Here is a 23,810-nt window from a genome sequence, read left to right as displayed (position 1 = left end):
TGGCCGCCGGCAAACGGGCCCTGCTTATTTTGAAACCCGCTTGAAGACCTTGTTGATTTCATCAATGTTCGTGTTTAGATCAAATAAACCTATATATAATGATATTGTTAGTGTGTAATTCAATCAATTACGAATAATTTCATTCAAAATCGTTGACACATACGCGCTTCTCGGTTACCATTTCACTTGTCGCCTTACCCGGCGCGTTCGTATATCCCCGATAATAAGGTTCGGGGGTCTCTACAAGGAACCTCAAATTCCTGGCTACGAACGGGATGCTTTCGCATACCCGTTTGCAGCCGGGATTTTTTGATGAAGCCGGGAGGATGATTAGGATGGGAAAATATGATGTGATCATCGTCGGAGCCGGACCCGCAGGCATCTTTGCCAGCTACGAGCTGACGCTGCAGCATCCGGGACTGAACGTTCTGCTTGTGGACAAAGGCCATGATATTTATCGCCGCAGCTGTCCCATACTGGAAGAAAAGATTCAGCTTTGCCCGCCGGCGGCAGGCAAAAAAGACTTCGCCGGCTGTCTGCCGGCCTGCTCCATTACAGCCGGCTTCGGCGGGGCGGGCGCATACAGCGACGGCAAATTCAACATTACGACCGAATTCGGAGGCTGGCTGACGGATTATCTCGCCCCTTCCAAAGTTCTGGAGCTGATCCGCTATGTGGACAGCATCAACCTCGAGCACGGAGCGACAGCGGCCATCACCGATCCTACGACGGATACGATCCGAAGCATCGAGCAGCGCGGCTATGCCGCCGGACTCAAGCTGCTGCGGGCGGAAGTGAGGCATCTGGGCACCGAGCAGAATCTGGACATCCTCAAGTCCATTTATGAATATTTGAAAACGCGCATCGAGATGTCGTTCAAGACCGAAGTCGAGGACATTGTCACCGAGAAACAGGATGGCGGACATCGCATTACGGGAATCGCGTTCAAAAACGGGACCACGCATGAGGCGGATCTCGTCATGATCGCTCCCGGCCGGGATGGTTCCGCCTGGCTCACGTCGGTGCTCAAGCGGCGCAGGCTCAAGATGTACAACAACCAGGTCGATGTCGGGGTCAGGGTCGAAACGTCCGATGTCGTCATGCGGGAAATCAACGAGCATCTGTACGAAGGAAAATTCGTCTTCAACACATCGGTCGGCACCCGGGTGCGCACGTTCTGCAGCAACCCTTCCGGACATGTCGTCGTCGAGAACCACAGCGGCGTCATGGCCGCCAACGGCCATTCCTACAAGGATCCGAGCCTCGGATCCCGGAATACCAACTTTGCGCTGCTCGTCTCCCATACGTTCACGGAGCCGTTCGACAAGCCGAACGAATATGCGAGGGAAATATGCAGGCGGGCCAACGATCTCTCGAGCGGCGGCGTCATCGTCCAGAAATACGGGGATATCATCCGCGGGCGCCGCTCGACGGCAAGCCGCATCTCCGAAGGGTTTCTGGAGCCGACCTTGAAGGAGGCCGTCCCCGGCGATCTCGGACTCGTGCTGCCTTACAACACGATGCGCAGCCTGATCGAGATGGTGGAAGCGCTGGAGAAAGTAACACCCGGCATTGCTTCGGAACACACGCTGTTCTACGGCGTCGAGGCGAAATTCTACTCCGCCAGGCCGAAGCTCGACACGAAGCTTGAGACGGAAATCCGCGGCCTGTACTGCGGCGGCGACGGCGCCGGCATTACGCGCGGACTGGCTCAGGCTGGCGCCGCAGGCGTCTGGATCGCCCGCTCCATGCTGGAGCGGATCGGTACGGCATCCGCTCCTGCTGCTGCGCTGTCCTGAATCCAATCAAAAAGGCAGACCGGAAAATCCGGTCTGCCTTCCTTTTGCCTATCCAATTGCTGTCGTCTTTAACCGTCCGTCTGGACTCCGTCCGTTATGGATCGCTCCGCCTCGCTTTTCAATTGCTCCAGCTCCACCGAAACGTTCTCGATGATCCGGATGAACAGAGCCAGCTCCTCGGAGCTTGCGGCTTGTTCTCCGGCAGCCTGAGCCGTGTCCCTCGACATCGCCTGCACTTTGTGCAGCACCTCGCCGATCGATTCCACCTTCTCCTGAATCAGCTCAAGCGATTCCTTGGAATGCCGGGCAAGCTTGCGCACTTCCCCCGCGACGACTTCGAAGCCTCTACCCTGCTCGCCGGCCCGCGCCGCTTCGATAGCGGCGTTGAGACCGAGGAGATGCGTCCGGTCGGAAATGTCGCCCATGAGCGCGCCCATGGATTCGATGGAGCCGATCTGTTCGCCGAGCAAGCCGAGTTCGGCGTCGGTCTGCTCCTGCGACAGCACCGTCGCTCGGGCCAGCCTGTTGACTGCTGCCGTGCTGCGGCTTACCTGCTCCATTCCCGCCGCCAGCTGGCGGATCGCTTCGCTGACGCCCGTCAGAATATGGGACTTGCTGTCCAGCACTCTCTCCAGCTTGGCCTTCTCGTCCTTTTCATAGGCTTCGAGCACAAGCTGCGAATCGAGGTTGAACATCTTCGTCAAGGAATGGAGCACCGGCGTCCACTGTCCCGGAAGCTCGGCTGCCAGGTGGGCGGCGGCGAGATCCAAATAAATCATGTAAGCGCCCAGATACCACCGGGTCGTCAGCCCGATGCGGGAATGGATCTTGCCTACCAGGAGGCGGTTGTTGAAATAGGCTTCGTCGATCGTTCCATCCGTCATCGACAGGAAGTATGTCCTTTGCGTCGCCTTCAGCCTCTCCAGCGTGCTGTGGGCTTCAATGATCGCTCTCAGCTCGGGCTTCGCCGCGATCTGCCCATACAGCGAGTCTACGAGCCTGTCCACGATGTTCTCGAATACGGCCCTGCTGCCTTGAAGCAGATCCAGGTCTTCTTGCTTCAACCCAATGAATTGTAGCTGGGCTTCTCTTTCCGGCGCAACGGCAATCATGTCCCCATCTCCTTGCCTTTGTTAACCTAATCCTGACTTTATCGGCTGGTGCGTTGAAATAGTTTAGTGCCGCAGCAAATTGAAAACGCTGCCTCCGTTCTTGAGGCCCGCTTTCCGTCATGGTACGATATAGTAATCGACTGCATGCAACGGGAAGGAAGAAAACAAGTGAAAAGCAATCCGGTGGAATGGATCTTTTTCGACGTCGGCGAGACACTCGTGGATGAATCCGCGCCGATAGCCGATATTATCTCGCAGCTCATCCGCGCAGCCGGGCGCCGGGGGATCGCGGTATGCGAGCGGGACATCCGGGAAGCCTGGATGCAAGCCCATGAACGGTTCTCTCCGTTTCCGATGGCCGATATCCTGCTGCGGCTGTTCCCCGACGACGCGCTTCGCCAAGCGATCTGGAAGGAAATGAAATACCGCAAGGAGCTGGACAAGCCGTTCCCGGAGGCGAAGAGCCTCCTGCAGTCGCTCAGCGGGAGCTATCGGATCGGAGTCATCGCCAATCAGAGCGCCGGAACCGTCCATCGGTTGGAGTCTTACGGGCTCATGGAGCATATTGAAGCGGTATTCTCCTCCGCGGAGACGGGCCTGGTGAAGCCGGATCCGCGCCTGTATGAGCATGCCCTCCAAACGACGGGCTGTCCCGCCTGCAAAGCTTTAATGGTAGGAGACCGGATCGACAACGACATCGTTCCCGCGCGCCAGGTCGGCATGCATGCCCTATGGATCCGCCAAGGCTTGGCTCTGCGCCAATCCAGCCCCTCTCCGTCTCTCCAGCCGAGCGGCACGATACCGTCCATCGGCGAAATGGCTCGCTGGCTCGAGCTATGGCAGCCTACGGATCCGACCCGCGCCTTCTGACGCGCATGGACAGCATAAAAAAAACCGCCGATCGGCGGTTTTTTTGGACTTTCATTGGAGTCTATGGATGCTGCGGATGCCGGCCTAATCCTGAGCCTGGCTGTCCTGGGGACGATGAGGCGGCGCAGAAGCAGGCGTCGCCTCCTCCTCGTCATCGCCGGAATCGTCCATCTTTTTGAAGCCGTACACGAACAGTATAATCGTCCCGATCATGAGAAGTCCAAAGAAAATCAAATAAAGCGAGTCCGTCAAGGATGTATCCTCGCCGACATGCATGGGCAGCAGCTCCTTCCACCTTTAGCTTAGCTTGGAGCCGGGACATGCGTATGACTCTTTCGGGCTATAAATGTGACAATCAGCGGGCAATAGAACCCTTCACAGCCGCAACCTCATATCGGGAGACTTCCGTTTCCAGCACATAATCCGGCGGCGTCTTGCCGCGGCTCTCGCGGTGGCCTTGGATATGGACATCGCTTTTTTCCCAGCCCTTCCAAGCCTCTTCCGACTCCCATCGGATTTGGACGATGACTTCTTCCTCACCCCGGCGAACAGCCTTCACAAGGACGCTCATATCAATGAATCCGTCCATTTCCTGTACCGGTCCCGGCTTGCTGAACCGCTCCACGATTTGTCCGGAGAAACCTTCCTTCACTTTGATCCGGCGTTGAATGACGAGCATGCGGCTTGTCCCCTTTCGATCGTCTCCATTCTGCTATCCATCCTCCTTCATGATAATTGATAATAATTCTCATTGTCAATGAAAAAGGAATTGCAGCAAAGCTTCGGAACGATTAAAATATTCGGATGAATACTTTGCAGCCGAAATCAACTTTGTCGATTCTATTGCCCCTTGTCGTCGGTATGGCCGCCATTTCCTGCTCTCCCATACTTGTCCGTTATTCCAGTGCTCCCGTATCCGTTCAAGGGCTGTACCGGATGCTTTTCACCTTTTTATTGATGCTGCCTTTCGGCTGGAAACATCGCCATGCCTTCGCGTCGATCACTCTTCGGGACTGGGTGAAGCTGACCGTCGCAGGCTTCTTCCTGGCGCTGCATTTCCTGCTCTGGATGGCTTCCTTGTCCTACACCTCGATCGCAAGCTCTACGATTCTGCTCACTCTTGAGCCCGTATTTGTAGCCATAGGCGCTTACCTCGTCTTCAAGGACAGGCTGCGCCGCTCAGCGGTCATTGGCATGTCGGTATCGATTGCCGGAGCCATCCTGGTGAGCTCAGGCGACTTCGGCCTGTCGCAAAGCGCCTTTTTCGGAGATACGCTGTCCCTTCTCGGGACGGTCGCCGTTGCCGTGAACATGATTCTGGCCAAGCAGCTCATGGCGCGAATCCCATCTTACGTCTACAGCCTGATCGTATTCGGCATCACCGCGCTTTGCTTCGCTGTCTACAATGTGTTCGCAGGCATCCCGATGATGGGGTATGAATCACGGGAATGGGGACTGTTCCTGCTGCTCGCCATCATCCCGACCGTCTTCGGCCATATGATTTTCAACTGGCTGCTGCAATCGATCAAGGCGACGACGATCTCCATGGCCGTGCTGGCCGAGCCGATCGGCGCCAGCCTTCTCGGCCTCCTGTTGTTCGGCGAGCTGATCACAGGGTTCCAGCTGATCGGCGGCGTATTCATGATTGCCGGCTTCATCCTCTATCTCAAGTCGGAGGAACGCCCTTCCGCCGCCAAGCAAGGAGATCCTGCCCTGGACACGACGAGCGGCGCCGTTTCCTGAGCCTGCCATGCTGCCAAGCCGAACAGGCCAGCCCCATTCCGGGCTGGCCTTTCTTTTATACGGTTCCGCCCGTCTTCCTCCTTATTCCTTCTCCAGCAGCTCCAGCATATGGAGGAAAGCCTCCTCCTCATCCTTCCCTTTGACGCGCAGCATGACGCGCGTACCGGAGCGGATCGGCAGCAGAAGCATGCCGAGCAGGCTTTTCACGTCCACGATGTTGATGCCGTCCCCATGAGCGAACTCTAGCTTGATGTCCGAACGGAAGCGGGCGGATTCCGAGGATAGCCGGGCAAGATCCTCGCGGGTAAAATCGGCAGCAATCACAAATTCATGAACTCGCATCCTGCATTGACCTTCTTTTCCTCGGGATAAAATCGAATCACCGCATGTGTACGTTATATTCGAAATGAGGAGCCGGGTTCCTGCTTGAAGCGCATTCACCAAAATAATGAATGGCCTTGGCGAGGTCGTAAGCGGACTTGCGTCCCTAATTGCTGCGGCATGTCTTAAATCGCCCGCAGTTGGGTAAAGAATACCTATATACGGGAGGCGATTGTGATGATGATGTCCCCATTCGAGGACAGGATGTATGCCGTGTTGTTCTACATCCTCGCCGCTGCGGTCGTAATCGGCGTCGGCGGGTGGATATATTGGCTGAGCAGGAAAGCGAAAAGGAAAAGCCGCTGACAAGACAAGCGGCAGCTCAAAGCGGGCTCGAAACAAAAGCCGGCCTCTTCAACGCCATTTGACAGGCGTTGAAGAGGCCGGCTTCATTCATTTATCCGGTTCGTTTTCCATGCTCGCCGAGAAAGCCGCGTTATAACATTTGCGGCAGACGGGCTTGTAGTCGTCGTTGCCTCCGATTTGAATCTGATTCCCTTCGTTCACGGGAACTCCGTCCAGGAAGCGGATCACCATCGTCGCCTTGCGGTCGCAATACCAGCAGATCGTCTTGATCTCCTCGATCTTGTCTGCTTGCGCAAGCAGATAATAGCTTCCCTCGAACAGCTGGTTGCGGAAATCGTTTTTGAGCCCGAATGCCATCACCGGCACATTCAGCTCGTCCACGACCCGGGTCAGCTGCAGGATATGCTCCTTCTTCAGAAACTGCGCCTCGTCGATGAGCACGCAGTAGATCGCCTTCGGCGCTCCCGCAGGCTGATGCCGCAGCACCTCCTCGAAGATGTCGGTTTCTTCGCGGACCGGGAGCGCCTTGCGCGTGAAGCCGACGCGGGACCCGACCTGCTCTTCTCCGCTGCGCGTATCCATGGCCGGAGAGAAGATCAGGACCGCTTTTCCCTGCTCCTCGTAATTATGGGCAACCTTGATGATCTCAAAGGACTTGCCGCTGTTCATCGTCCCGTATTTGTAATACAGCTGGGCCAAAACGGCTTCCCCCTCTTCAATCGATCCTTCTGCGCTGCCGGACGGCAGCTTCCTATTCCATCATGTAGGCGAGCAGCAGCGCGCCTGTATGGAGGATCGCATCCGCATGCGTACGCTCCATCCCGTGGGAGGCATGGACGCCGGGGCCGATCAGCGCCGCCCGGATGTTCGCTCCGCCGCGCAGAGCGGCCGAGGCATCCGAGCCGTAGAACGGATAAATGTCGACCGCATGCGGAAGCTGCTCACGCCGGGCGAGCTCGATCAGCCTGGAAGTCATGCCGTAGTCGTAAGGACCGGAGGAATCCTTGGCGCAAATGGATACGTCGAGCTCCGTTGCCGACAAATCGTCGCCGAGCGCGCCCATGTCGACCGCTATCATCTCGACGATGTCCGCCGGGATATGGGCGCTTCCGTGGCCGACTTCCTCGTAGGTCGAAATGAGGAAGGTAACGCTTCCTGACGGCTGGAGCCCTTCCCGCTTAAGCGCTTCGAGAATGCCGAACAGCGCTGCGACGCTGGCCTTGTCGTCCAGATGGCGGGACTTGACCCAGCCGTTGTCGAAGATGCGCACGCGCGGATCCCACGAGACGAAGTCGCCCGGCGCGATTCCGAGCGCAAGCGTGTCCTCCTTGCTGAACACCGACTCGTCGAGCCTGACCTCCATCGTCGCCTCTTCGCGCTTCTGGCTGCGGGCATCCGGATACACATGCACGGACGTCGCCGTCGACAGCACGGTGCCCTCGTACACCCGGCCGCTGCGGGTATGCACCTGGCAATACTCCCCTTCGACCGTATGCATCGCATAACCGCCGATCGGCGTCATGCGGAGCATGCCGTTGCCCTTGACGGAGCGGACCATCGCGCCAAGCGTATCGACATGGGCGGACAGCAGCAGCGGAGCCTTGCTTCCCGTTCCCTGAACGGTCAAGATGCCGTTCCCTTTAGGCGTCAATTCCATCTTGTAGCCGAGACGCTCCGCCTCCCGCTGGACCAGCGACATAATATTCATGCAGAAGCCGCTCGGGCTGGGCGTCTCCAGAAGCTTTTGCAAAAAATCAAGAATGTACGCTCGATCGAGCTTATCCTTCAGAACAGCCATTCCGACATTCCCCTCTCCAACTAAGCTTCATCATCCTGAATCCTTCGACATTGTACCATATTTTGCTTGGCCGGACCGCCGTCCAAGGCGGCTGCAGCGCAGCACGGAAAAGTCCCTTCCGGCCAGCCGTCCATGCAGGCTGATCGAAAGGGACATGACGGCCGCGGCTTGTCGGCGCAGCCGGCGGCATGAATCCTGAATCGCTTATTCGGTTACGATTCCCCGGACCAGCACAGGCGCCTTGGCGCTGCCCGCAACGCGAATCGCTTTGTACAGGCGCTCCTTGACCTCTGCGACGTCCTCGCTGGAAGCATGGATCGTAACGAGGGAGTCTCCCGCGTTGACGGCGTCGCCCACTTTTTTGTTCAGCACGAGGCCCACCGACAGATCGATTTCGGATTCCTTCGTCGCGCGGCCGGCTCCGAGAATCATCGCGGCCGTGCCGACGGCGTCAGCCGTAATTTCGGCGACAAATCCGTCCTCCTTGGACGGCAGCTCGATGCGGTACGGCGCCTGCGGCAGAAGCTCCGGATTGTCGGCGACGGCAGGATTTCCGCCTTGGTTGGCAATGAACTCCTTGAACTTGTCAAGCGCCGCGCCGCTCGCGATAAGAGCGCGCAGCTTGTCCTCCGCTTCCTCGAGCGATGCCGCCTTGCCGCCGAGATAGACCATCTGGCGTCCGAGAGCGAGGCACAGGTCCAGCAGATCGGCCGGTCCTTCGCCTCGCAGCGTATCGATCGCTTCCTTCACTTCAAGCGCGTTGCCGATCGCAAGGCCGAGCGGCTGGCTCATGTCGGAGATGACGGCCATCGTCTTGCGGCCGACTTCGTTGCCGATGGCGACCATCGCCTCCGCCAGCTCCCTCGCATCCTGCTCATCCTTCATGAATGCGCCGGCGCCGGTCTTCACGTCGAGGACGATCGCATCGGCTCCGGCCGCGATCTTCTTGCTCATGATGGAGCTCGCGATCAACGGGATGGAATCGACCGTAGCCGTGACGTCCCTGAGAGCGTACAGCTTCTTGTCGGCCGGCGTCAGATTGCCGCTCTGGCCGATGATGGCGATGCCATGCTCGTTGACGAGACGGGTGAAGTCCTCCTTGGTCAGCTCCACATGGAAGCCTTCCACCGCCTCGAGCTTGTCGATCGTGCCGCCCGTATGGCCGAGGCCGCGTCCGGACATCTTCGCCACCGGCACGCCGGCAGCGGCAACGAGAGGAGCAAGTACGAGCGTCGTCGTATCGCCGACGCCTCCCGTCGAATGCTTGTCGACCTTGATGCCCTCGATATCCGACAGGTCGATGGAATCGCCGGAACGGACCATCGCCATCGTCAGATCCGCCCTCTCGCGTCTGGACATGTCGCGGAAGAAGATCGCCATCGCCCAGGCGCTGATCTGATAATCGGGTATATCCCCGTTCGTATAGCCTTGGATGATGAAGGCGATTTCCTCTTCGCTCAATTCATGCCCGTCGCGCTTTTTCTCGATCAAGTCCACCATTCTCATGAACGAAGACCATCCCTTCAATAGTTAATGTCGTAAATGATATATACGATTAATTCTCATCCCATGCCCCTACAGAGCCTATCCGCCCATTTTTAATGACGTTAATCGATTTGCCGGAATCCGGAAGCTTCTGTCGAAATTTAACGGCATCAATGATGCGGCCCGGCAGCTACTTCGGATCGATCGACACGGCGGTATCGAGAGCGGCCGCCATCATGTCGTTGAAGGTCGATTGGCGCTCTTCTGCCGTCGTTTCCTCTCCGGTAAGCAGATGGTCGCTGACCGTAAGGACGGTAAGCGCCTTGACGCCATGGCGAGCGGCGATCGTGTACAGCGCCGTCGTCTCCATCTCCACTCCGAGCACGCCATGATCCATCAGGCGCTGAACCGCGGAGGTGTCTTCCTTGTAGAAGACATCGGTGCTGAAGATGTTGCCGACATGGACTTTCATGCCGGCTGCCGATGCCAGCTCGTACGCTTTTCTGAGCAACTGGAAGTCAGCTATCGGGGCATAGTCGTAGCCGAGGAATTGATGGCGGTTCATGCTGGAGTCGGTGCATGACGCTTGAGCAAGGATGACGTCCCTCACCCGGACATGCTGCTGCATCGCTCCGCAGGTGCCGACCCGGATCAGGTTCTTGACGCCGTAGCTGCGGATCAGCTCCTGGGCGTAGATGCTGATGGACGGCAGCCCCATGCCCGAGCCCTGCACGGAGACGCGCTGTCCTTTGTACATGCCCGTATAGCCCAGCATTCCGCGGACTTCATTGTAAAGCTCCACCTCGGACAAATACGTTTCAGCGATATATTTGGCTCTCAGCGGGTCTCCGGGCAGAAGCACCGTCTCCGCGATCTGGCCTTCCTTGGCTCCGATATGTACGCTCATGCTCATTTCTCCTTTGCATTGTCGGTCTGAAAAACGGAAGCGGGAGAGCTACTGCAGCTCCCCCAGGAAGCTATGGCCGTGCTCGGGAGCCTTCACCTTGAAGTTGTCGGCGATCGTAGCCCCTACGTCAGCAAAAGTCGTCCTGAGCGGCAGAGCGCTGACGCGGCCTTGGAAACGCGGGGAATAGACCAGCAGCGGCACGTATTCGCGCGTATGGTCGGTGCCGATATAGGTCGGATCATTCCCGTGATCCGCCGTAATGACAAGCAGATCGTCCTCGCCAAGCTTCCCGATCACTTCAGGCAGGCGCGCATCGTACTCCTGCAGAGCCTCTCCATACCCCTGCGGGTCGCGCCTGTGCCCGTACAGGGCATCGAAATCGACCAGGTTGAGGAAGCTCATGCCGGTGAAATCCTCGCCGCATACTTCGGCCAGCCTGTCCATCCCTTCCATATTGCTCGCGGTGCGGATAGAGCGGGTTACGCCTTCGCCGTCGAATATATCGGAAATCTTGCCGATTGCGACAACGTCAAGCCCGGCCTCCTGGAGAGTATTCATGACGGTCGGCTGGAACGGCTTGAGGGCATAATCATGCCGTCCGGCCGTTCTCTTGAACGTCCCCGGCTCGCCGATGAACGGGCGGGCGATGATCCGTCCGAGCATATATGGGTCCTCGAGCGTGATTTCGCGGCAGAATTCGCAGATGTCGTACAGCTCCTTCAGCGGCACGATCTCCTCGTGCGCAGCGATCTGCAGCACCGAGTCAGCCGATGTATACACGATCAACGCTCCGGTGCGCATATGCTCCTCGCCCAGCTCGTCGATGATTTCCGTTCCGCTGGCCGGCTTGTTGCCGATGACCTTGCGGCCGGTATGCTCCTCGATCCGCTGGATCAGCTCCTGCGGGAATCCATGCTCGAATACGCGGAAAGGCGTATCGATGCGCAGCCCCATCATCTCCCAGTGGCCCGTCATCGTGTCCTTGCCGCTGGAGGCTTCCTGCATGAGGCCGTAATAGGCCTGCGGAGCCGTCGCCGGCTCGACTCCGAGAATCGGAGCGATGTTGGACAACCCCAGCTTCTCCATGTTGGGCATCGAGAGCCCGCCCATATGATCGGCTATATGTCCCAAAGTGTTGACGCCATGATCTCCGAAATCGGCTGAATCCGGAGCTTCTCCGATGCCGACGGAGTCCATGACGATGACATGAATGCGTTTGAATGGCTGCATTTGGGCCCTTCCTTTCTGAATTCCATAAGTAAGCGGACGATCGAACCGGATGCTGTTGGGCCGGTAGAATGGCCGGCAGACGCCGCGTCTCGGGAGCCGCTTCTTCCATCATAGCCCGAGGCAGGCTTCGCGGCAAATGCCGGCGCGAAGCCGCTGCGCGCGCAAAATCAAAAGCCGGAAAAACCTTCCGGTTCTTCCGGCTTCATGGAAGCCTTGCTTCGGATCGAGCTCCTCAGTAAGCAGCGGTGGATTGGCCGCCCTGCATGATCTTGACGCCGGAGCTTGCTCCGATTCGGGTCGCGCCTGCGGACACCATCCGCTGCATGTCCTCGAGGCTGCGGACGCCGCCCGATGCCTTGACGCCCAGGTCCGGACCGACCGTGCGGCGCATCAGCGCCACGTCCTCCGGAGTGGCGCCGCCCGTAGAGAAGCCTGTAGACGTCTTCACGAAGTCGGCTCCGGCGCGCACGGCAGCCTCGCAGGCGCGGACTTTCTCCTCATCCGTCAGCAGGCAGGTCTCGATAATGACCTTGACAACAGCTTTGCCCGCAGCCGCCTCGACGACAGCGCGGATGTCGGCCTCGACAAGCGCGTCGTCTCCGCCTTTGAGAGCGCCGACATTGACGACCATGTCGATTTCTCCGGCGCCGTTGGCGATTGCGTCCGTCGTTTCAAAAGCCTTCGCCTCTTTTGTCGACGCCCCGAGCGGGAAGCCGATCACCGTGCATACCTTCACGTCCGTTCCGCCAAGCTGCGCCGCCGCAAGCTCTACCCATGCCGGGTTCACGCAGACCGAAGCGAAGCCGTATTGCTTCGCCTCCTCCGTCAGCTTGAGGATCTCTTCCTTGACCGCGTCCGCGCGAAGCAGCGTGTGGTCGATCATGCCTGCCAATTGCTTATGCTCCATGTGCTCATCATCCCCTAATTATGCATGCTGCCTTCATCATATCACCGCTCTGAACAATTGTAAAACGGTAGATAAGCATTTGTTCAACCGGTTTCCTATCCCTAGAATGCCATAAAAAGCCTGCCGATTATTCGGCAGGCTTCTCGGTTTTTCCATCTTCTCTCATTTCGAATTTCGGATTGCACTCCCCGGTCTGGCCGATGCAGCTTGCAAGCTGCGGCAGCCTGCACATTTCTCCTATCGATTCGATCGTCCCCAGCCGCCTATAACTCCGCCGCATGAATCTGAAGGATGACCAGATTGGCGACGTATTTGCGGGCATCGGCCGATTGCAGCCGGATGAGGCAAGGGGAAGAAGCATGCCGGCCGGAACCGGCGACCGGAGCGGAGAAGCGGACGACAGTTCCGTCCAAATCCTCTCGTACGTCCAGGATGCTCCGCTCTTCCTCCAGCAGCCGGTCCAGCAGCCGCTTCTCTTCCCATGCGGATTCGCAGGCGCTCATCCCCCCCTCCCCCCCGCAGAAGCTTCCGGTACGGATATCGGCGTCCTTGCACCGAATCTGGCTCTCGGCACGTACCTTCCGCAGCCGGCTTGACCGACGAACTCGCCGTCGCGAACGACGAACTGTCCGCGCAGAAGCACCGATACCGGCTTCCCCGTCGCCTCCATCCCTTCAAAGGCGCTGTAATCGACTTTAAGATGATGGGAATCCGCCGATAAAATCCGTTTGGCGGACGGGTCGAACAGGACGAGATCGGCATCGCTCCCTACCGCTATCGTGCCTTTGCGCGGAAACAGCCCGAACAGCTTGGCGCTTGCCGTCGATACGAGGTCGACGAACTGATGGATCGTGATTCGCCCCTTCTCCACGCCCTCGGAATAGAGAAGAGTGAACCGGTCCTCGATCGTAGGGCCGCCGTTCGGTATTTTGGAGAAATCGCCGCGTCCCAGCTCCTTTTGTCCTTTGAAATGAAAGGAGCATTGATCCGACCCGACTGTCTGCAGCGTTCCGCTGGACAAGGCGTCCCACAAAACCTGCTGATGCTCCCGTTCCCGCAGCGGCGGAGACCAAACATATTTGGCTCCTTCGAAATCCGGCTTTTCCAGGCTGGAGATGTCCAGAGTCAAATACTGGGGGCAGGTCTCGCCGTATACCGCCAGTCCCCTCGCCCTGGCCTCCCCGATGCGTTGAACCGCCTGCGCGCAGGTGACGTGGACGACATAGAGGGGAGCTCCCGCCAGCCCCGCCAGCTCCGCGGCCCGCCCGGTCGCCTCTCCTTCCAGCTCGGGAGGACGGGTAAGGGCATGATGGATCGGATCGGTGTCGCCCCGCGCCAGCGCCTGCTCGACGAGAAAGTCGATGACGTCCCCGTTCTCGGCATGGACCATGACGAGCGCTCCTTCCTCCCTGGCAAGCTGCAGCGTCCGGAACATCGTTCCGTCATCCACCTGAAAGACGTCCTTGTAGGCCATGAACACCTTGAGAGAGGTAATGCCTTCCCTCCCGATAATTTCCGGCAGCTCCCTCAGCGCCTGCTCTCCGGCATCCGCCACCATGAGATGGAATCCGTAATCGACGGCCGCTTTGCCGGCCGCTTTGGCATGCCAGGTCCGCACCGCATCGGACAGCGGTTCGCCCCGTTTGGTCAGGCAAAAATCGAGCACCGTCGTCGTGCCTCCGAATGCGGCCGCAATCGTGCCGCTCTCGAAGTCGTCCGCGGTGACGGTGCCGCCGAACGGCATGTCCAGATGGGTGTGGGGATCGATTCCACCCGGAAATACATACAAGCCTGCCGCATCGATGATTTCGGCTCCGGCAGCATCGAGGCGGCTGCCGATCGCCGCCACGATGCCGTTCTCGATCCGAATATCGGCTTGGTACATATCGCTTGCCGTCACAATCGTCCCGCCGACAATCACTTTCGTTGAGCTCATCGTCATACCGCCTCCATCTCGGCCGAATCGGCATTCAGCTTCTCCAGCGCCCGCTGGCGTTCATTCCACGTAAGGGGCGCGGCTCCCGGCAGCTCCACCATCTCGATCGCGCCGTCGGCCGGGCAGACGATCGAGCAGAGGTTGCAGCCGACGCAATCCTCTTCCCTCACCTGCAGGAACGGCTTGCCGCCGCTTCCTGTCAGCATGTCGATGCATTGATGCGAAGCGTCCTCGCAGGCGATATGGCATTTGTTGCAGTTGATGCAGGCCGCCGTATCGATCCGCGCGACGACTCTGTAGTTGAGATCCAGATCGCCCCAGTCTCCGTAGCGGCCGACGCTGCGGCCGGTCAGCTCGCTCGCCGCTGCCAGCCCCTTGTCGTCCAGATACCGGTTCAGGCCGTCGATCATGTCCCCGACGATCCGAAAGCCGTGGTGCATCGCCGCCGTGCATACCTGCACGCCCGAAGCGCCCATCAGCATGAACTCGACCGCATCCTGCCAGGAGGAGATCCCCCCGATGCCGGAGATCGGCACGCCTATCTCGGAATCCCGGGCGCATTCCGCCACCATGTTCAAGGCGATCGGCTTCACGGCCGGGCCGCAGTAGCCTCCATGCGCTCCCAGGCCGCCGACATGGGGAACGGTGTTCCACGTATCGAGGTCGACTCCGGCCAAGCTGTTGATCGTGTTGATCAGGCTGACCGCGTCCGCGCCGCCAAGTACCGCATGGCGGGCCGTTATCCTGACGTCCGTAATGTTAGGGGTCAGCTTCACGATCACCGGCGTCGAGGCGGCTTCCTTGGCCCACAGCGTCTGCATCTCGACGAGATCCGGCTGCTGCCCCGATGCCGCGCCCATGCCGCGCTCCGCCATTCCGTGCGGACAGCCGAAGTTGAGCTCCAGTCCATCCACTCCCGCATCCTCGACGCGCTTCACGATCTCATGCCACTTCTCCCGCTTCGGCTCGACCATCAGCGAGGCGACCACAGCGTGCTTCGGATAAAGCCTTTTCGTTTCCCTGATTTCCCGCAGATTCACTTCCAGCGGCCTGTCGGAAATCAACTCGATATTGTTGAAGCCGGCCACGCGCCTCCCGCCGTAGTGGACGGCCGCGAAGCGGGAGGACGTATTGATGATCGGCTCGCCGAGCGTTTTCCAGACCGCTCCTCCCCAGCCGGCTTCAAACGCTCTCTGCACCTGATACCCTGTATTGGTAGGCGGAGCGGACGCCAGCCAGAACGGGTTCGGCGATGTGATTCCCGCCATGGAAATCGATAAATCGGCCATGCCTTCGCCTCCTGTCGGTGGACCTGGGACGTTCACTAGTCATCTGCCGGCCTTGCTGTCTTCTGGCAGCCCCGCTGTCTTCTGGAAGCCTCGCAGTCTTCTGACGGCGCTGCTGTCATCCGGCCGCAGCTTCCGTCCCCCCCGCCAGAGCGGAGGCGATCGCCGCGGCGGCCCGCTTGCCCTGCTCCGCCGCCGAGACGACGGTCGCTTCCCCGGCTCCGGAGCCGTGGATCATATCCCCTGCCGCATAGACCCGCGGATGAGAAGTTCTCCCGGTGAGGGGGTCGACCTCCGGAATTCCGCGTTCATGGCGAAGGCCGAACTGCTCCGAAAGAGAGATCAGCCTTTGCTGTCCCGTAGCCAAAATGACCGCATCCGCTGCCATGCGGAACTCCGAGGAAGGAAGCGGAACCGGAATTTTCCGGCCGTCCCGTCCCCGCTCCCCGGTCAGCTCCAGCCGCACGCAATCCAGTCCGGCGACTCCTCCCGAACCGTCGCCGGCAATGCCGACCGGTAGGGTGAGCCAGCGGAATTCCACTCCCTCCCGCTTGGCGAACTCGTATTCGAACGGATAAGCCGTCATCTCCGCTTGCGTCCGCCGATAGACGATGCGGACGGAAGCCGCGCCGAGCCTCAGCGCGCTCGTCGCCGCATCGACGGCCGTATTGCCGGCTCCGATGACGGCGACCCGCGCTCCTTCCAGCCTCGAGGGGATGCGGCCCGATTTCGTCGTCTCGATGAGGCGGATCGCGTCGTAGACGCCATCCAGCTCCTCTCCCGGCAGTCCGAGCGGAGGCACATATCCCATGCCTGCCGCAAGCAGAACCGCGTCATACCCGCCCAGCAGCTCTTGCGCGCTCACCGAGCCGCCGATGCGGACGCCGGTGCGGATCTCGACGCCAAGCCCCTCGATCTGGGAAATTTCCCAGCGGGGCACATGAGGCGGGAGGCGGAAGGAGACGATTCCGGAATGCCCGAGCCCTCCCGCCTCGGCCTTGGCTTCATAGACGACAACCTTGAAGCCGCCTCTCGCGAGCTCGCGGGCGGCCGACAGTCCCGCCGGGCCGCTGCCGACGACAGCGACGCTGCGTCCATTCGGCTCGCCGGCCTGGAACAGCTGGCGTCCGCTCGCGGCGGCATCGTCCGTAGCATAGCGCTGCAGCCTGCCGATCATGATCGGCGTAGACGGGCCGCCGAGCACGCAGGCCCCTTCGCAGAGCAGCTCCGTCGGACAGACGCGCGCGCAGCTCGCTCCCAAGGGATTGGCGTCCAGGATTGTATAAGCGGCACCGGCCGTATTGCCCGTTGCGATGCGCTTGATGAAGGCAGGCACGTCGATGCCGGTCGGACAGGCCCGGATGCAGGGCGCATCATAGCAGTACAGGCAGCGGTTGGATTCTTCCATAGCGGCGGCGCGGCTTAGCGGCAGCGTCAGCTCGGCGAATGGGCCGCCCGCCTCCTCAAAGCTTCTCAGCTTGTCGATTCCCATCGCGCCGTCCTCCTTCCCCGTACGGCGGCCGGGCCGCCAGGCGCATGAGCGTCCGGGCCAGCAGCTCCGTGCCTGCCGCGATATCCTCCGGGCTCGAATATTCAAGCGGATTATGGCTGATTCCATCGCGCGAGCGGATGAAGATCATGGCGTACGGGCACACATGCGACATCGCAAGCGCATCGTGGAACGGACCGCTCATCAGCTCCGGCAGCGGCAGGCCCGCTTCGGCCGCCGCTTCCCTGACGGCAGCCATCAAGTCCGGATCGCAATAGCGGGGCTCGCTGTCCGTATCGACGACAAGGTCCCATTCCAAGCCGTTGTCGGCCGCCTTGTCCGCGATGAGAAGGCGGAGCCGACGCTCCAGCCTGCCGCGCCTCGACATGTCCATATCCCTCAGGTCGACCGTGAACCGGACCCTCTCCGGAATGACGTTGCGGGAATTCGGATAGACATGTAGCGAGCCGACCGTGCCCACGGCCGGCGAGCCCTCCTCGCCGCGAAGAAGCTCCTGCAGCCCGGCAATGACCGCCGCCGCTCCCGCCAGCGCGTCCCGGCGCATCGCCATCGGCACGGAGCCTGCGTGGCCGGCGAATCCCCGCAGCTCGACGGTCCACCAGAGCGGACCCGAGATGCCGGTGACGAGTCCGCATGATGCGTTCAGGGACTCCAGCACGGGTCCCTGCTCGATGTGCAGCTCCAGATAGGCCTTGACGGCGCCCGGAGAGCAGGCATCTTCCGCGAAGCGGCCTGGGTCCCCGCCGAATGTCAGCAGCGCCTCGCGCCTCGTGACGCCTTGAGCGTCCGTTCGGTCAAGTTCCCCCTCCTCCAGCCTGCCGGCAAGTCCTCTCGATCCGAACAAGCCCTTGTCGAACCTGCAGCCTTCCTCGTCGGAAAAGACGGCCACCTCGACGGGGCCTTGAGGCGGCTCTCCCGAATCGCGCAGGAGCTGCACCGCTTCGATCGCGCCGACCACCCCTGCGACGCCGTCATAAAGACCCGCATTCGGCTGCGTATCGATATGCGATCCCAGCATGAGGACAGGGCCGTCTTCCATGCCTTCCATCCTCCCGATCAAGTTTCCGAAGGCGTCGACCCGAGCTTTCATCCCCGCCTCCTCCATCCAGCTCCGTACGGTTTCCCGCGCCTGCGCATCAAGAGCGCTCATGGCCGGCCGGCTGGCCGAGGTGGCGCCTATCGCTCCGATCCGCCCCAGACTGGCAATTCTCGAACGCAGTCGTTCAATCGATACGGCTGCTCCGGCTTCCTTCATTGGGCTTCCTCCCTCGAAGCGTAATGTAAGGTTACATAACGTATCATACTCAATTTTCCGAATTTTTTGAATATTTATTTTCCATTCCCCTCTTTTGATGTAAGATAATCTTACTTCTTCTCCTTTCCTCTTTCGATCATCCGTGCCTGCACGTCCGTTTCCCCCACAGAGACAGCTACAGAAATCGGAAGCTTATAATCGAACCAGCAATAAGGAGGATGCTTATGCCGGTCCAACGCCCTCTTACCGTCCGCGATACGCTTCTCAGTCCCCACTTTGCCCAAGCCTTGGTGGCAGCCGGCTCCAGCGGCCTGGATCGGGAGATCCGCTGGGTCCACATTCTGGAAATATCCGAAGCCGATGAGCTTCTGCACGGCGGAGAAATGATTCTGACGACCGGGGTCGGATTTCGGGGAGAGGCGGCCGAACGCCGCCGCTTCCTGGCTACGCTGATCCGCCGCGGAGCCGCGTGCCTGTGCATCGAGCTTGGCCCCTATATGGCATGCCTTCCCGAGGAATGGATTGTGCAAGCTGAAGAAGCCGGCTTCCCGCTCATCGTTTTTTCCGGCAAAGTGCGCTACGTCGATATCACTCATGATTTTCACCGCCTCATCCTCGGGCTTCAGAGCGGCAGCCGCAGGCAGCTGCCGCATGCCCGGGAGCGTCCGGACAAGGAGAGAATCGGCTGGCTGCTGCAAGCCAATGAGTACGGACCCGGTAACGAGGCTTGGCGGAGCGATCCGCTGCTGCAGCCTTTCGAGAGGCTGCCGTGCCGCACGGTGCTGCTCGAGCTCGGAGCGGGCACCGGCCGCCGCCGCGATACGGCCGCTCTCCTCCCCGGAGCTGCCGGCTGCATCACCGAGGCCGCTTATCTGCTGAAGCGCGAGCTGGAACGGACCGGCTCGCCTTGTCTTGCGGACGGCGACGGCGCGCGCATCACCCTCGTCATCGCCGATGCCTCGGCTGCCGAGACATGCCGCCGCCTTCTCGAAAACGCGCTGCTGCGGCTGGCCGAATGGCAGCCGCGGGCTGCGGGGGCAGGCGAAGCCCTGGCCGGCCGCCAAGGAGCTGCCGAAAGCCGCCGGCAGGCGCAGCTCGCTCTCGATCTCGCCGGCGCAGCCGGCCGCAGCAAGTCTCCTTGCCTGTTCTACGAGGAGCTCGGAGTGCTGCAGCTGCTGCCTGCCCTCAATGACGGCAGCAGGCTGGAAGACTTCGTCGACAGGCATCTCGGGCCGCTCCTTTTGGCCGACCGTCTCAAGGGAAGCGAGCTGCTGCTGACGCTGAAGGTGTATCTCGACGCGGAGGGCAACAAGCAGGAGGCCGCCCGCAGATTGTACATCGTGCGCCAGTCGCTCTATTACCGGCTGGAGCGCATCGGCGAGCTGCTTGGATCCTTCTGGCACATGCCGGAACGGAGACTGGCCGTGCAGGTCGCGCTGCGCGCCTACATGCTGCTGCATCCCGGCTCGCTGCGGGAGCCTGAGCCGCAGACGCCGGACGCCCGTCACGCCGGAGAGGCTTCCTCCAGCGCTTCGAGAAGCGCCGCCAGCAGGAAATCCAAGTCCTCGTCTGTGCTCGACAGCGGCGGCGCGAGCGTAAGCACGTTGTTGTAGCCGGCGACGGTATCTCCGTTCTTCCCGATGATCAGCCCCCGGCGCCGGCAGCTGTCTATGATTCCCTGCACGACATCGGGAGCGGCCGGCTTGCGGCTCTGCCTGTCTTCCACCAGCTCGATTCCCGCCATGAACCCGAAGCCCCGGACATCCCCCGCCAAAGGATGTCCGGCCAGCGCCGCTCCGAGCTCCTCCAGGAGCCTTGCTCCCAGCAGGGAAGAGCGTTCCCTCAGCTTCTCCCTTTCCATCAGCTCCAGATTGGCAAGCGCGACCGCGCAGGAAGCCGGATGGCCCCCGAACGTATTGACATGGCGCAGATGATCGTATTCCCCCTTTTGGCAGAAAGCCTGATAGATTTCGCGCTTTACGGCGGTCGCGGCGAGCGGCAGATAACCGCTTGTGATCCCTTTGGCCATCGTGACGATGTCCGGGGAGACGCCGAAGTTGTGGTGGCCGAAGCTGCGGCCCGACCGGCCGAAGCCGCAGATGACCTCGTCAACGATCATCAGCGCGCCGTGCTGCGTGCAGATCCGTCTGACCTCTTCCATGTACGCCTTGTCGGGCACGATGATGCCGCCTCCGGTAATAGCCGGCTCCAGGATGACGCCGGCGACCGTATCCGCGCCCTCCCATACGATCGTCTCCTCGATTTCCCTCGCGCATTGGAGCTGATGGGCTTCCCGGCTCATTCCCTCCGGTCTTCGGTAGCTGTCCGGCGGGCGGACATGCAGGAATCCCGGCGCAAGCGGCTCGTACTTGAGCTTGCGGACGGCCTGCCCCGTCGCGGAGAGAGCTCCCGGCGAGCTGCCGTGATAGCCGCGATAGCGCGCAATGAACTTGTGCCGGTACGGATGTCCGGTCTGCTGCTGATATTGCCGCGCCATCTTGAACGCCGCTTCGTTCGCTTCCGAGCCGCTGTTGGAGAAAAACACGACGTAATCGCCTTCAAGCCATTCGCCAAGCTTCTCCGCCAGCCGGATCGCCGGCAGATGCGTTTGGGTGAGCGGGTAGTACGGCATGGAGGACAGCTGCCGGTATGCCGCATCGGCCAGCTCCTGCCGTCCATAGCCCGCATTGACGCACCAGAGGCCGGACATGCCGTCCAGATACCGGTTGCCCTCGCAGTCGGTAATCCAAGATCCATTCGCTTCCGTAATCAGCAGCGGCACATCGTTTTCCTTGAAAGGACGCATGCCGTGCCAGACGACGCGGCGGTCTGCCGCAATATGATCCGCGGCTGAACGGCCGGCTTCAATCATAAGACTCGCTCCTTTTAGGCGCAGGCGCCGGTCAATACCGGGCCGTCACCATTTTTTTGCGGGTGTAGAACTCGACTCCGTCCCGCCCGTTGGCATGAAGATCGCCGTAGAAGGAGCTTTTCGCTCCGGAAAAAGGAAAGAATGCCATCGGAGCCGGAACGCCGAGATTTACGCCCAGCATGCCGGCGTCCATTTCCTCGCGGAACTCCCGTACGGCAGCCGCGCTGTCGGTGAACAGGCAAGCCCCGTTCGCGTACCTCGACCGGTTCGCGAGCGCGATTCCAGCCTTCAGATCGGGCACGGTCAGCACGCATAGGATCGGCGCGAACAGCTCCTCCTGCCAGATCGCCATATCCGGGGTGACCTCGACTGCGATCGTCGGTCCGAGAAATGCAGCTTCATCCGAGTTCCACTCCCCCCTCCGGCCGTCCATGAGCAGCGCCGCTCCGTCCCGGATTGCGAGCTCCAGCAGCTTCAGCGCCCGGTCGCGGCTGCCGCAGTCGATGAGGGGACCGATAGGAGTCCCCGGCCTCGCTCCGTCGCCGACGATCAAAGCTTCGGCGGCGTCTTGGAGCAGCGGCATGAACGCCTCTGCCGCCGACTCCTGCACGGCGACGACGGAGCAGGCCATGCAGCGCTGGCCGGCGGAGCCGAATGCAGCCGCAGCGATCTGGCTCGCGGCGGCCTTGAGATCGGCATCCGCAAGCACGATGGAGTGGTTTTTCGCTCCTGCCAGCGCCTGGATGCGCTTGCCCGCCGCTGCCGCTCGGGCATGGACGGCCGCAGCCGCAGGCTGCGAGCCGACGAAGCTGACCGCGGCGATAGCCGGATGCTCCAAGAGCGCGTCGACCGCCTCCTTCGAGCCGTTCACGACATTGAGCACGCCGGGCGGAAAGCCCGCTTCCGCGAACAGCTCCGCAAGCCGGCAGCTGAGCAGAGGCGTCTTCTCCGACGGCTTCAATAGGAACGCATTGCCGCAGGCGACAGCCAGCGGAAACATCCAGCATGGCACCATCATCGGAAAATTGAACGGGGTTATGCCCGCGACGACGCCGAGCGGATAACGGTACATGCCGGATTCGATGCCGCCCGCGATATCCGGCAGCTGGCTGCCCATCATCAGCGTCGGCGCTCCAGCTGCGAATTCCACGCATTCGATTCCGCGCTGCACTTCGCCCAGAGCCTCCTCCAGGCATTTGCCGTTCTCGGCTGTAAGGATCGCAGCAAGCTCCATCCGGCAGCCATGAAGCAGCTCCCGGTAGCGGAACAGCAGCCTTGCCCTGGCCGGCACCGGCACCTTGCGCCAGTCCCGGAACGCCAGCAGCGCGGCGGCGGCAGCATCCTCCACCTCGGCGCGGCCGGACATCGGCACGACGGCCAGCACCTCTCCCGTTGCCGGATTCCGCACCTCCGCCTGCCCGGTCCCGACCGCGGCCTCCTTCCACGAGCCTCCGATCCAGTTGCCCAGCTTGCGCGGCCCCGCAGACGTCTCCGTCATCTCCGCTTCCTCCTCACAGATGCGCCAGCTCGCCGTATGTTTCCGGCCGCCGGTCGCGATAAAACTGCCACGCCTCCCGAGCCTCGCGGATCACCGCGCGGTCCAGCTCCCCGATGACGGCCTCGTCCCGGTCCCTGCTGCCTTCCGCCACAATCCTGCCGCGGGGGTCGACCAGATAGGACTGGCCGTAGAACTCTCCCATGTTCCAGGGAGCTTCCGTCCCTACCCGGTTGATCGCGGCCACGTAGTAGCCGTTGGCGACTGCATGGGCCGGCTGCTCCAGCTTCCACAAGTACTCCGACGTGCCGGCCACCGTCGCCGACGGATTGAAGACAATCTCCGCCCCGCCAAGGCCGAGCATCCTCGCTCCCTCCGGAAAATGCCGGTCGTAGCAAATATAGACGCCTACTTTTCCATAGGCCGTGTCGAAGACGGGATAGCCGAGATTCCCGGGCTTGAAATAATACTTCTCCCAGAAGCCGCAGCTTCCCCCGCCCGCTCCGACCTGGGGAATATGATGCTTGCGGTATTTGCCCAGCACCGCTCCGTCGGCATCGATGACCGCCGCCGTATTGTAATAGCTGGCGATGCCTTCCCGCTCATAGACGGGCAGGACAAGCACGATGCCAAGCTCCCGTGCAAGCTTCGCGAACACTTGCACGGTCGGCCCGGCAGGGACCTCCTCTGCCGCCCCGTACCATTTGGGAACCTGCTCCGCGCAGAAATACGGACCGAAAAAAATTTCCTGCAGACCGATGATCCGGGCTCCGCGCCCGGCTGCTTCGCGGATGAGCCGGATATGCTTGTCGATCGCGGCGGCCTTGTGGACCGCGACGTCCTCATCGCCGTCCACTTCATGCCTTGCCTGGATCAAGCCGATTTTGACCGTATCCATTATCCCCATGCCCCAGCCTC

Annotated in this window: 23 protein-coding genes and 1 riboswitch; of the genes, 5 read left to right on the top strand and 18 right to left on the bottom strand. The window is 60.9% G+C overall.

Going from position 1 to position 23,810, the window contains the following annotated elements; translation table 11 throughout:
* The first annotated feature begins 187 nt into the window (after positions 1-187).
* Positions 188-287, top strand: a riboswitch (purine riboswitch).
* 48 nt (positions 288-335) lie between these two features.
* A complete protein-coding gene (locus tag PHU01S_RS00440) occupies positions 336-1,799 on the top strand; it encodes an NAD(P)/FAD-dependent oxidoreductase (protein ID WP_127505477.1) in 1,464 nt (487 codons plus the stop codon).
* A 68-nt stretch (positions 1,800-1,867) separates the two neighbouring features.
* Here the strand turns inward: PHU01S_RS00440 and PHU01S_RS26840 are convergent, their stop codons facing one another.
* Entirely contained in the window at positions 1,868-2,911 is a 1,044-nt protein-coding gene (locus PHU01S_RS26840; protein ID WP_127505474.1) for a protoglobin domain-containing protein, read from the bottom strand.
* 168 nt (positions 2,912-3,079) lie between these two features.
* On the opposite strand from PHU01S_RS26840, the gene PHU01S_RS00430 reads away from it, so the two are divergent.
* Positions 3,080-3,781 (top strand): HAD family hydrolase, encoded by a 702-nt coding sequence (locus PHU01S_RS00430; RefSeq protein ID WP_164762918.1) that lies wholly within the window; start codon positions 3,080-3,082, stop codon positions 3,779-3,781.
* Positions 3,782-3,865: 84 nt separating this feature from the next.
* Here the strand turns inward: PHU01S_RS00430 and PHU01S_RS00425 are convergent, their stop codons facing one another.
* Both PHU01S_RS00425 and PHU01S_RS00420 read right to left on the bottom strand, forming a co-directional pair.
* Positions 3,866-4,057: a hypothetical protein gene (locus PHU01S_RS00425; RefSeq protein ID WP_021881875.1), complete on the bottom strand. Its 192-nt coding sequence runs from the start codon at positions 4,055-4,057 to the stop codon at positions 3,866-3,868.
* Positions 4,058-4,136: 79 nt separating this feature from the next.
* Complete coding sequence (locus PHU01S_RS00420) at positions 4,137-4,460, bottom strand: antibiotic biosynthesis monooxygenase (RefSeq protein WP_021881876.1); 324 nt, start codon at positions 4,458-4,460, stop codon at positions 4,137-4,139.
* 125 nt (positions 4,461-4,585) lie between these two features.
* Between PHU01S_RS00420 and PHU01S_RS00415 the strand changes: the two genes are divergently transcribed.
* On the top strand, positions 4,586-5,524 hold the full coding sequence (locus tag PHU01S_RS00415; protein ID WP_127505469.1) for a DMT family transporter: 939 nt from the start codon (positions 4,586-4,588) through the stop codon (positions 5,522-5,524).
* Between the two features lie 81 nt (positions 5,525-5,605).
* Here PHU01S_RS00415 and PHU01S_RS00410 read toward each other — a convergent pair whose 3' ends face one another.
* Entirely contained in the window at positions 5,606-5,866 is a 261-nt protein-coding gene (locus tag PHU01S_RS00410) for an HPr family phosphocarrier protein (protein WP_021881878.1), read from the bottom strand.
* A gap of 216 nt (positions 5,867-6,082) precedes the next feature.
* Here PHU01S_RS00410 and PHU01S_RS26835 point away from each other — a divergent pair, with 216 nt between their 5' ends.
* A complete protein-coding gene (locus PHU01S_RS26835) occupies positions 6,083-6,211 on the top strand; it encodes a hypothetical protein (RefSeq protein WP_021881879.1) in 129 nt (42 codons plus the stop codon).
* 87 nt (positions 6,212-6,298) lie between these two features.
* Here PHU01S_RS26835 and PHU01S_RS00405 read toward each other — a convergent pair whose 3' ends face one another.
* The 11 genes from PHU01S_RS00405 to PHU01S_RS00355 form a co-directional block, all read right to left on the bottom strand.
* The gene (locus PHU01S_RS00405; protein ID WP_127505467.1) at positions 6,299-6,910 is read right to left on the bottom strand and encodes a thymidine kinase; all 612 of its coding nucleotides are present in this window, start codon (positions 6,908-6,910) and stop codon (positions 6,299-6,301) included.
* A gap of 52 nt (positions 6,911-6,962) precedes the next feature.
* Positions 6,963-8,009, bottom strand: coding sequence for a M42 family metallopeptidase (locus PHU01S_RS00400; RefSeq protein WP_021880775.1), 1,047 nt, complete (start codon positions 8,007-8,009; stop codon positions 6,963-6,965).
* A 204-nt stretch (positions 8,010-8,213) separates the two neighbouring features.
* Entirely contained in the window at positions 8,214-9,515 is a 1,302-nt protein-coding gene (locus PHU01S_RS00395) for a pyrimidine-nucleoside phosphorylase (protein WP_127505465.1), read from the bottom strand.
* A gap of 169 nt (positions 9,516-9,684) precedes the next feature.
* Positions 9,685-10,401, bottom strand: a complete 717-nt coding sequence (deoD, locus tag PHU01S_RS00390; protein WP_127505463.1) for a purine-nucleoside phosphorylase — start codon at positions 10,399-10,401, stop codon at positions 9,685-9,687.
* Between the two features lie 48 nt (positions 10,402-10,449).
* Positions 10,450-11,631: a phosphopentomutase gene (gene deoB, locus PHU01S_RS00385; protein WP_048744112.1), complete on the bottom strand. Its 1,182-nt coding sequence runs from the start codon at positions 11,629-11,631 to the stop codon at positions 10,450-10,452.
* 232 nt (positions 11,632-11,863) lie between these two features.
* Positions 11,864-12,538: a deoxyribose-phosphate aldolase gene (gene deoC / locus PHU01S_RS00380; RefSeq protein WP_021880780.1), complete on the bottom strand. Its 675-nt coding sequence runs from the start codon at positions 12,536-12,538 to the stop codon at positions 11,864-11,866.
* A 263-nt stretch (positions 12,539-12,801) separates the two neighbouring features.
* Positions 12,802-13,041: a hypothetical protein gene (locus tag PHU01S_RS00375; RefSeq protein ID WP_127505460.1), complete on the bottom strand. Its 240-nt coding sequence runs from the start codon at positions 13,039-13,041 to the stop codon at positions 12,802-12,804.
* Positions 13,038-14,474 (bottom strand): dihydropyrimidinase, encoded by a 1,437-nt coding sequence (gene hydA, locus PHU01S_RS00370; protein WP_127505458.1) that lies wholly within the window; start codon positions 14,472-14,474, stop codon positions 13,038-13,040. Before hydA ends, PHU01S_RS00375 begins: the two co-directional genes overlap by 4 nt.
* A 2-nt stretch (positions 14,475-14,476) precedes the next feature.
* The gene (gene preA / locus PHU01S_RS00365) at positions 14,477-15,763 is read right to left on the bottom strand and encodes an NAD-dependent dihydropyrimidine dehydrogenase subunit PreA (RefSeq protein WP_021880783.1); all 1,287 of its coding nucleotides are present in this window, start codon (positions 15,761-15,763) and stop codon (positions 14,477-14,479) included.
* Between the two features lie 115 nt (positions 15,764-15,878).
* Entirely contained in the window at positions 15,879-17,252 is a 1,374-nt protein-coding gene (locus PHU01S_RS00360) for an NAD(P)-dependent oxidoreductase (protein WP_049867468.1), read from the bottom strand.
* Positions 17,224-18,525 carry a Zn-dependent hydrolase gene (locus PHU01S_RS00355; RefSeq protein WP_127505456.1) on the bottom strand — a complete coding sequence of 434 codons (1,302 nt, stop codon included), beginning with the start codon at positions 18,523-18,525 and terminating at the stop codon, positions 17,224-17,226. The genes PHU01S_RS00360 and PHU01S_RS00355 overlap by 29 nt, the downstream gene beginning before the upstream one ends.
* Positions 18,526-18,749: 224 nt before the next feature.
* Between PHU01S_RS00355 and PHU01S_RS00350 the strand changes: the two genes are divergently transcribed.
* On the top strand, positions 18,750-20,138 hold the full coding sequence (locus tag PHU01S_RS00350; RefSeq protein WP_246029101.1) for a PucR family transcriptional regulator: 1,389 nt from the start codon (positions 18,750-18,752) through the stop codon (positions 20,136-20,138).
* On the opposite strand, the gene PHU01S_RS00345 is transcribed toward PHU01S_RS00350, so the two are convergent.
* The 3 genes from PHU01S_RS00345 to PHU01S_RS00335 are packed head-to-tail and all read right to left on the bottom strand — an operon-like array spanning position 20,030 to position 23,790.
* Positions 20,030-21,397, bottom strand: a complete 1,368-nt coding sequence (locus PHU01S_RS00345) for an aspartate aminotransferase family protein (protein WP_127505454.1) — start codon at positions 21,395-21,397, stop codon at positions 20,030-20,032. The genes PHU01S_RS00350 and PHU01S_RS00345 overlap by 109 nt on opposite strands.
* Positions 21,398-21,428: 31 nt before the next feature.
* Positions 21,429-22,895 carry a CoA-acylating methylmalonate-semialdehyde dehydrogenase gene (gene mmsA / locus PHU01S_RS00340; RefSeq protein WP_127505451.1) on the bottom strand — a complete coding sequence of 489 codons (1,467 nt, stop codon included), beginning with the start codon at positions 22,893-22,895 and terminating at the stop codon, positions 21,429-21,431.
* Between the two features lie 13 nt (positions 22,896-22,908).
* Positions 22,909-23,790: a nitrilase-related carbon-nitrogen hydrolase gene (locus PHU01S_RS00335; RefSeq protein WP_174806333.1), complete on the bottom strand. Its 882-nt coding sequence runs from the start codon at positions 23,788-23,790 to the stop codon at positions 22,909-22,911.
* Positions 23,791-23,810 lie beyond the last annotated feature (20 nt).

This window comes from Paenibacillus humicus NBRC 102415, from assembly GCF_004000905.1.
GTDB classification, from domain to species: Bacteria; Bacillota; Bacilli; order Paenibacillales; family Paenibacillaceae; genus Paenibacillus_O; species Paenibacillus_O humicus.
This window is presented reverse-complemented; position numbering and strand designations above follow the sequence as displayed.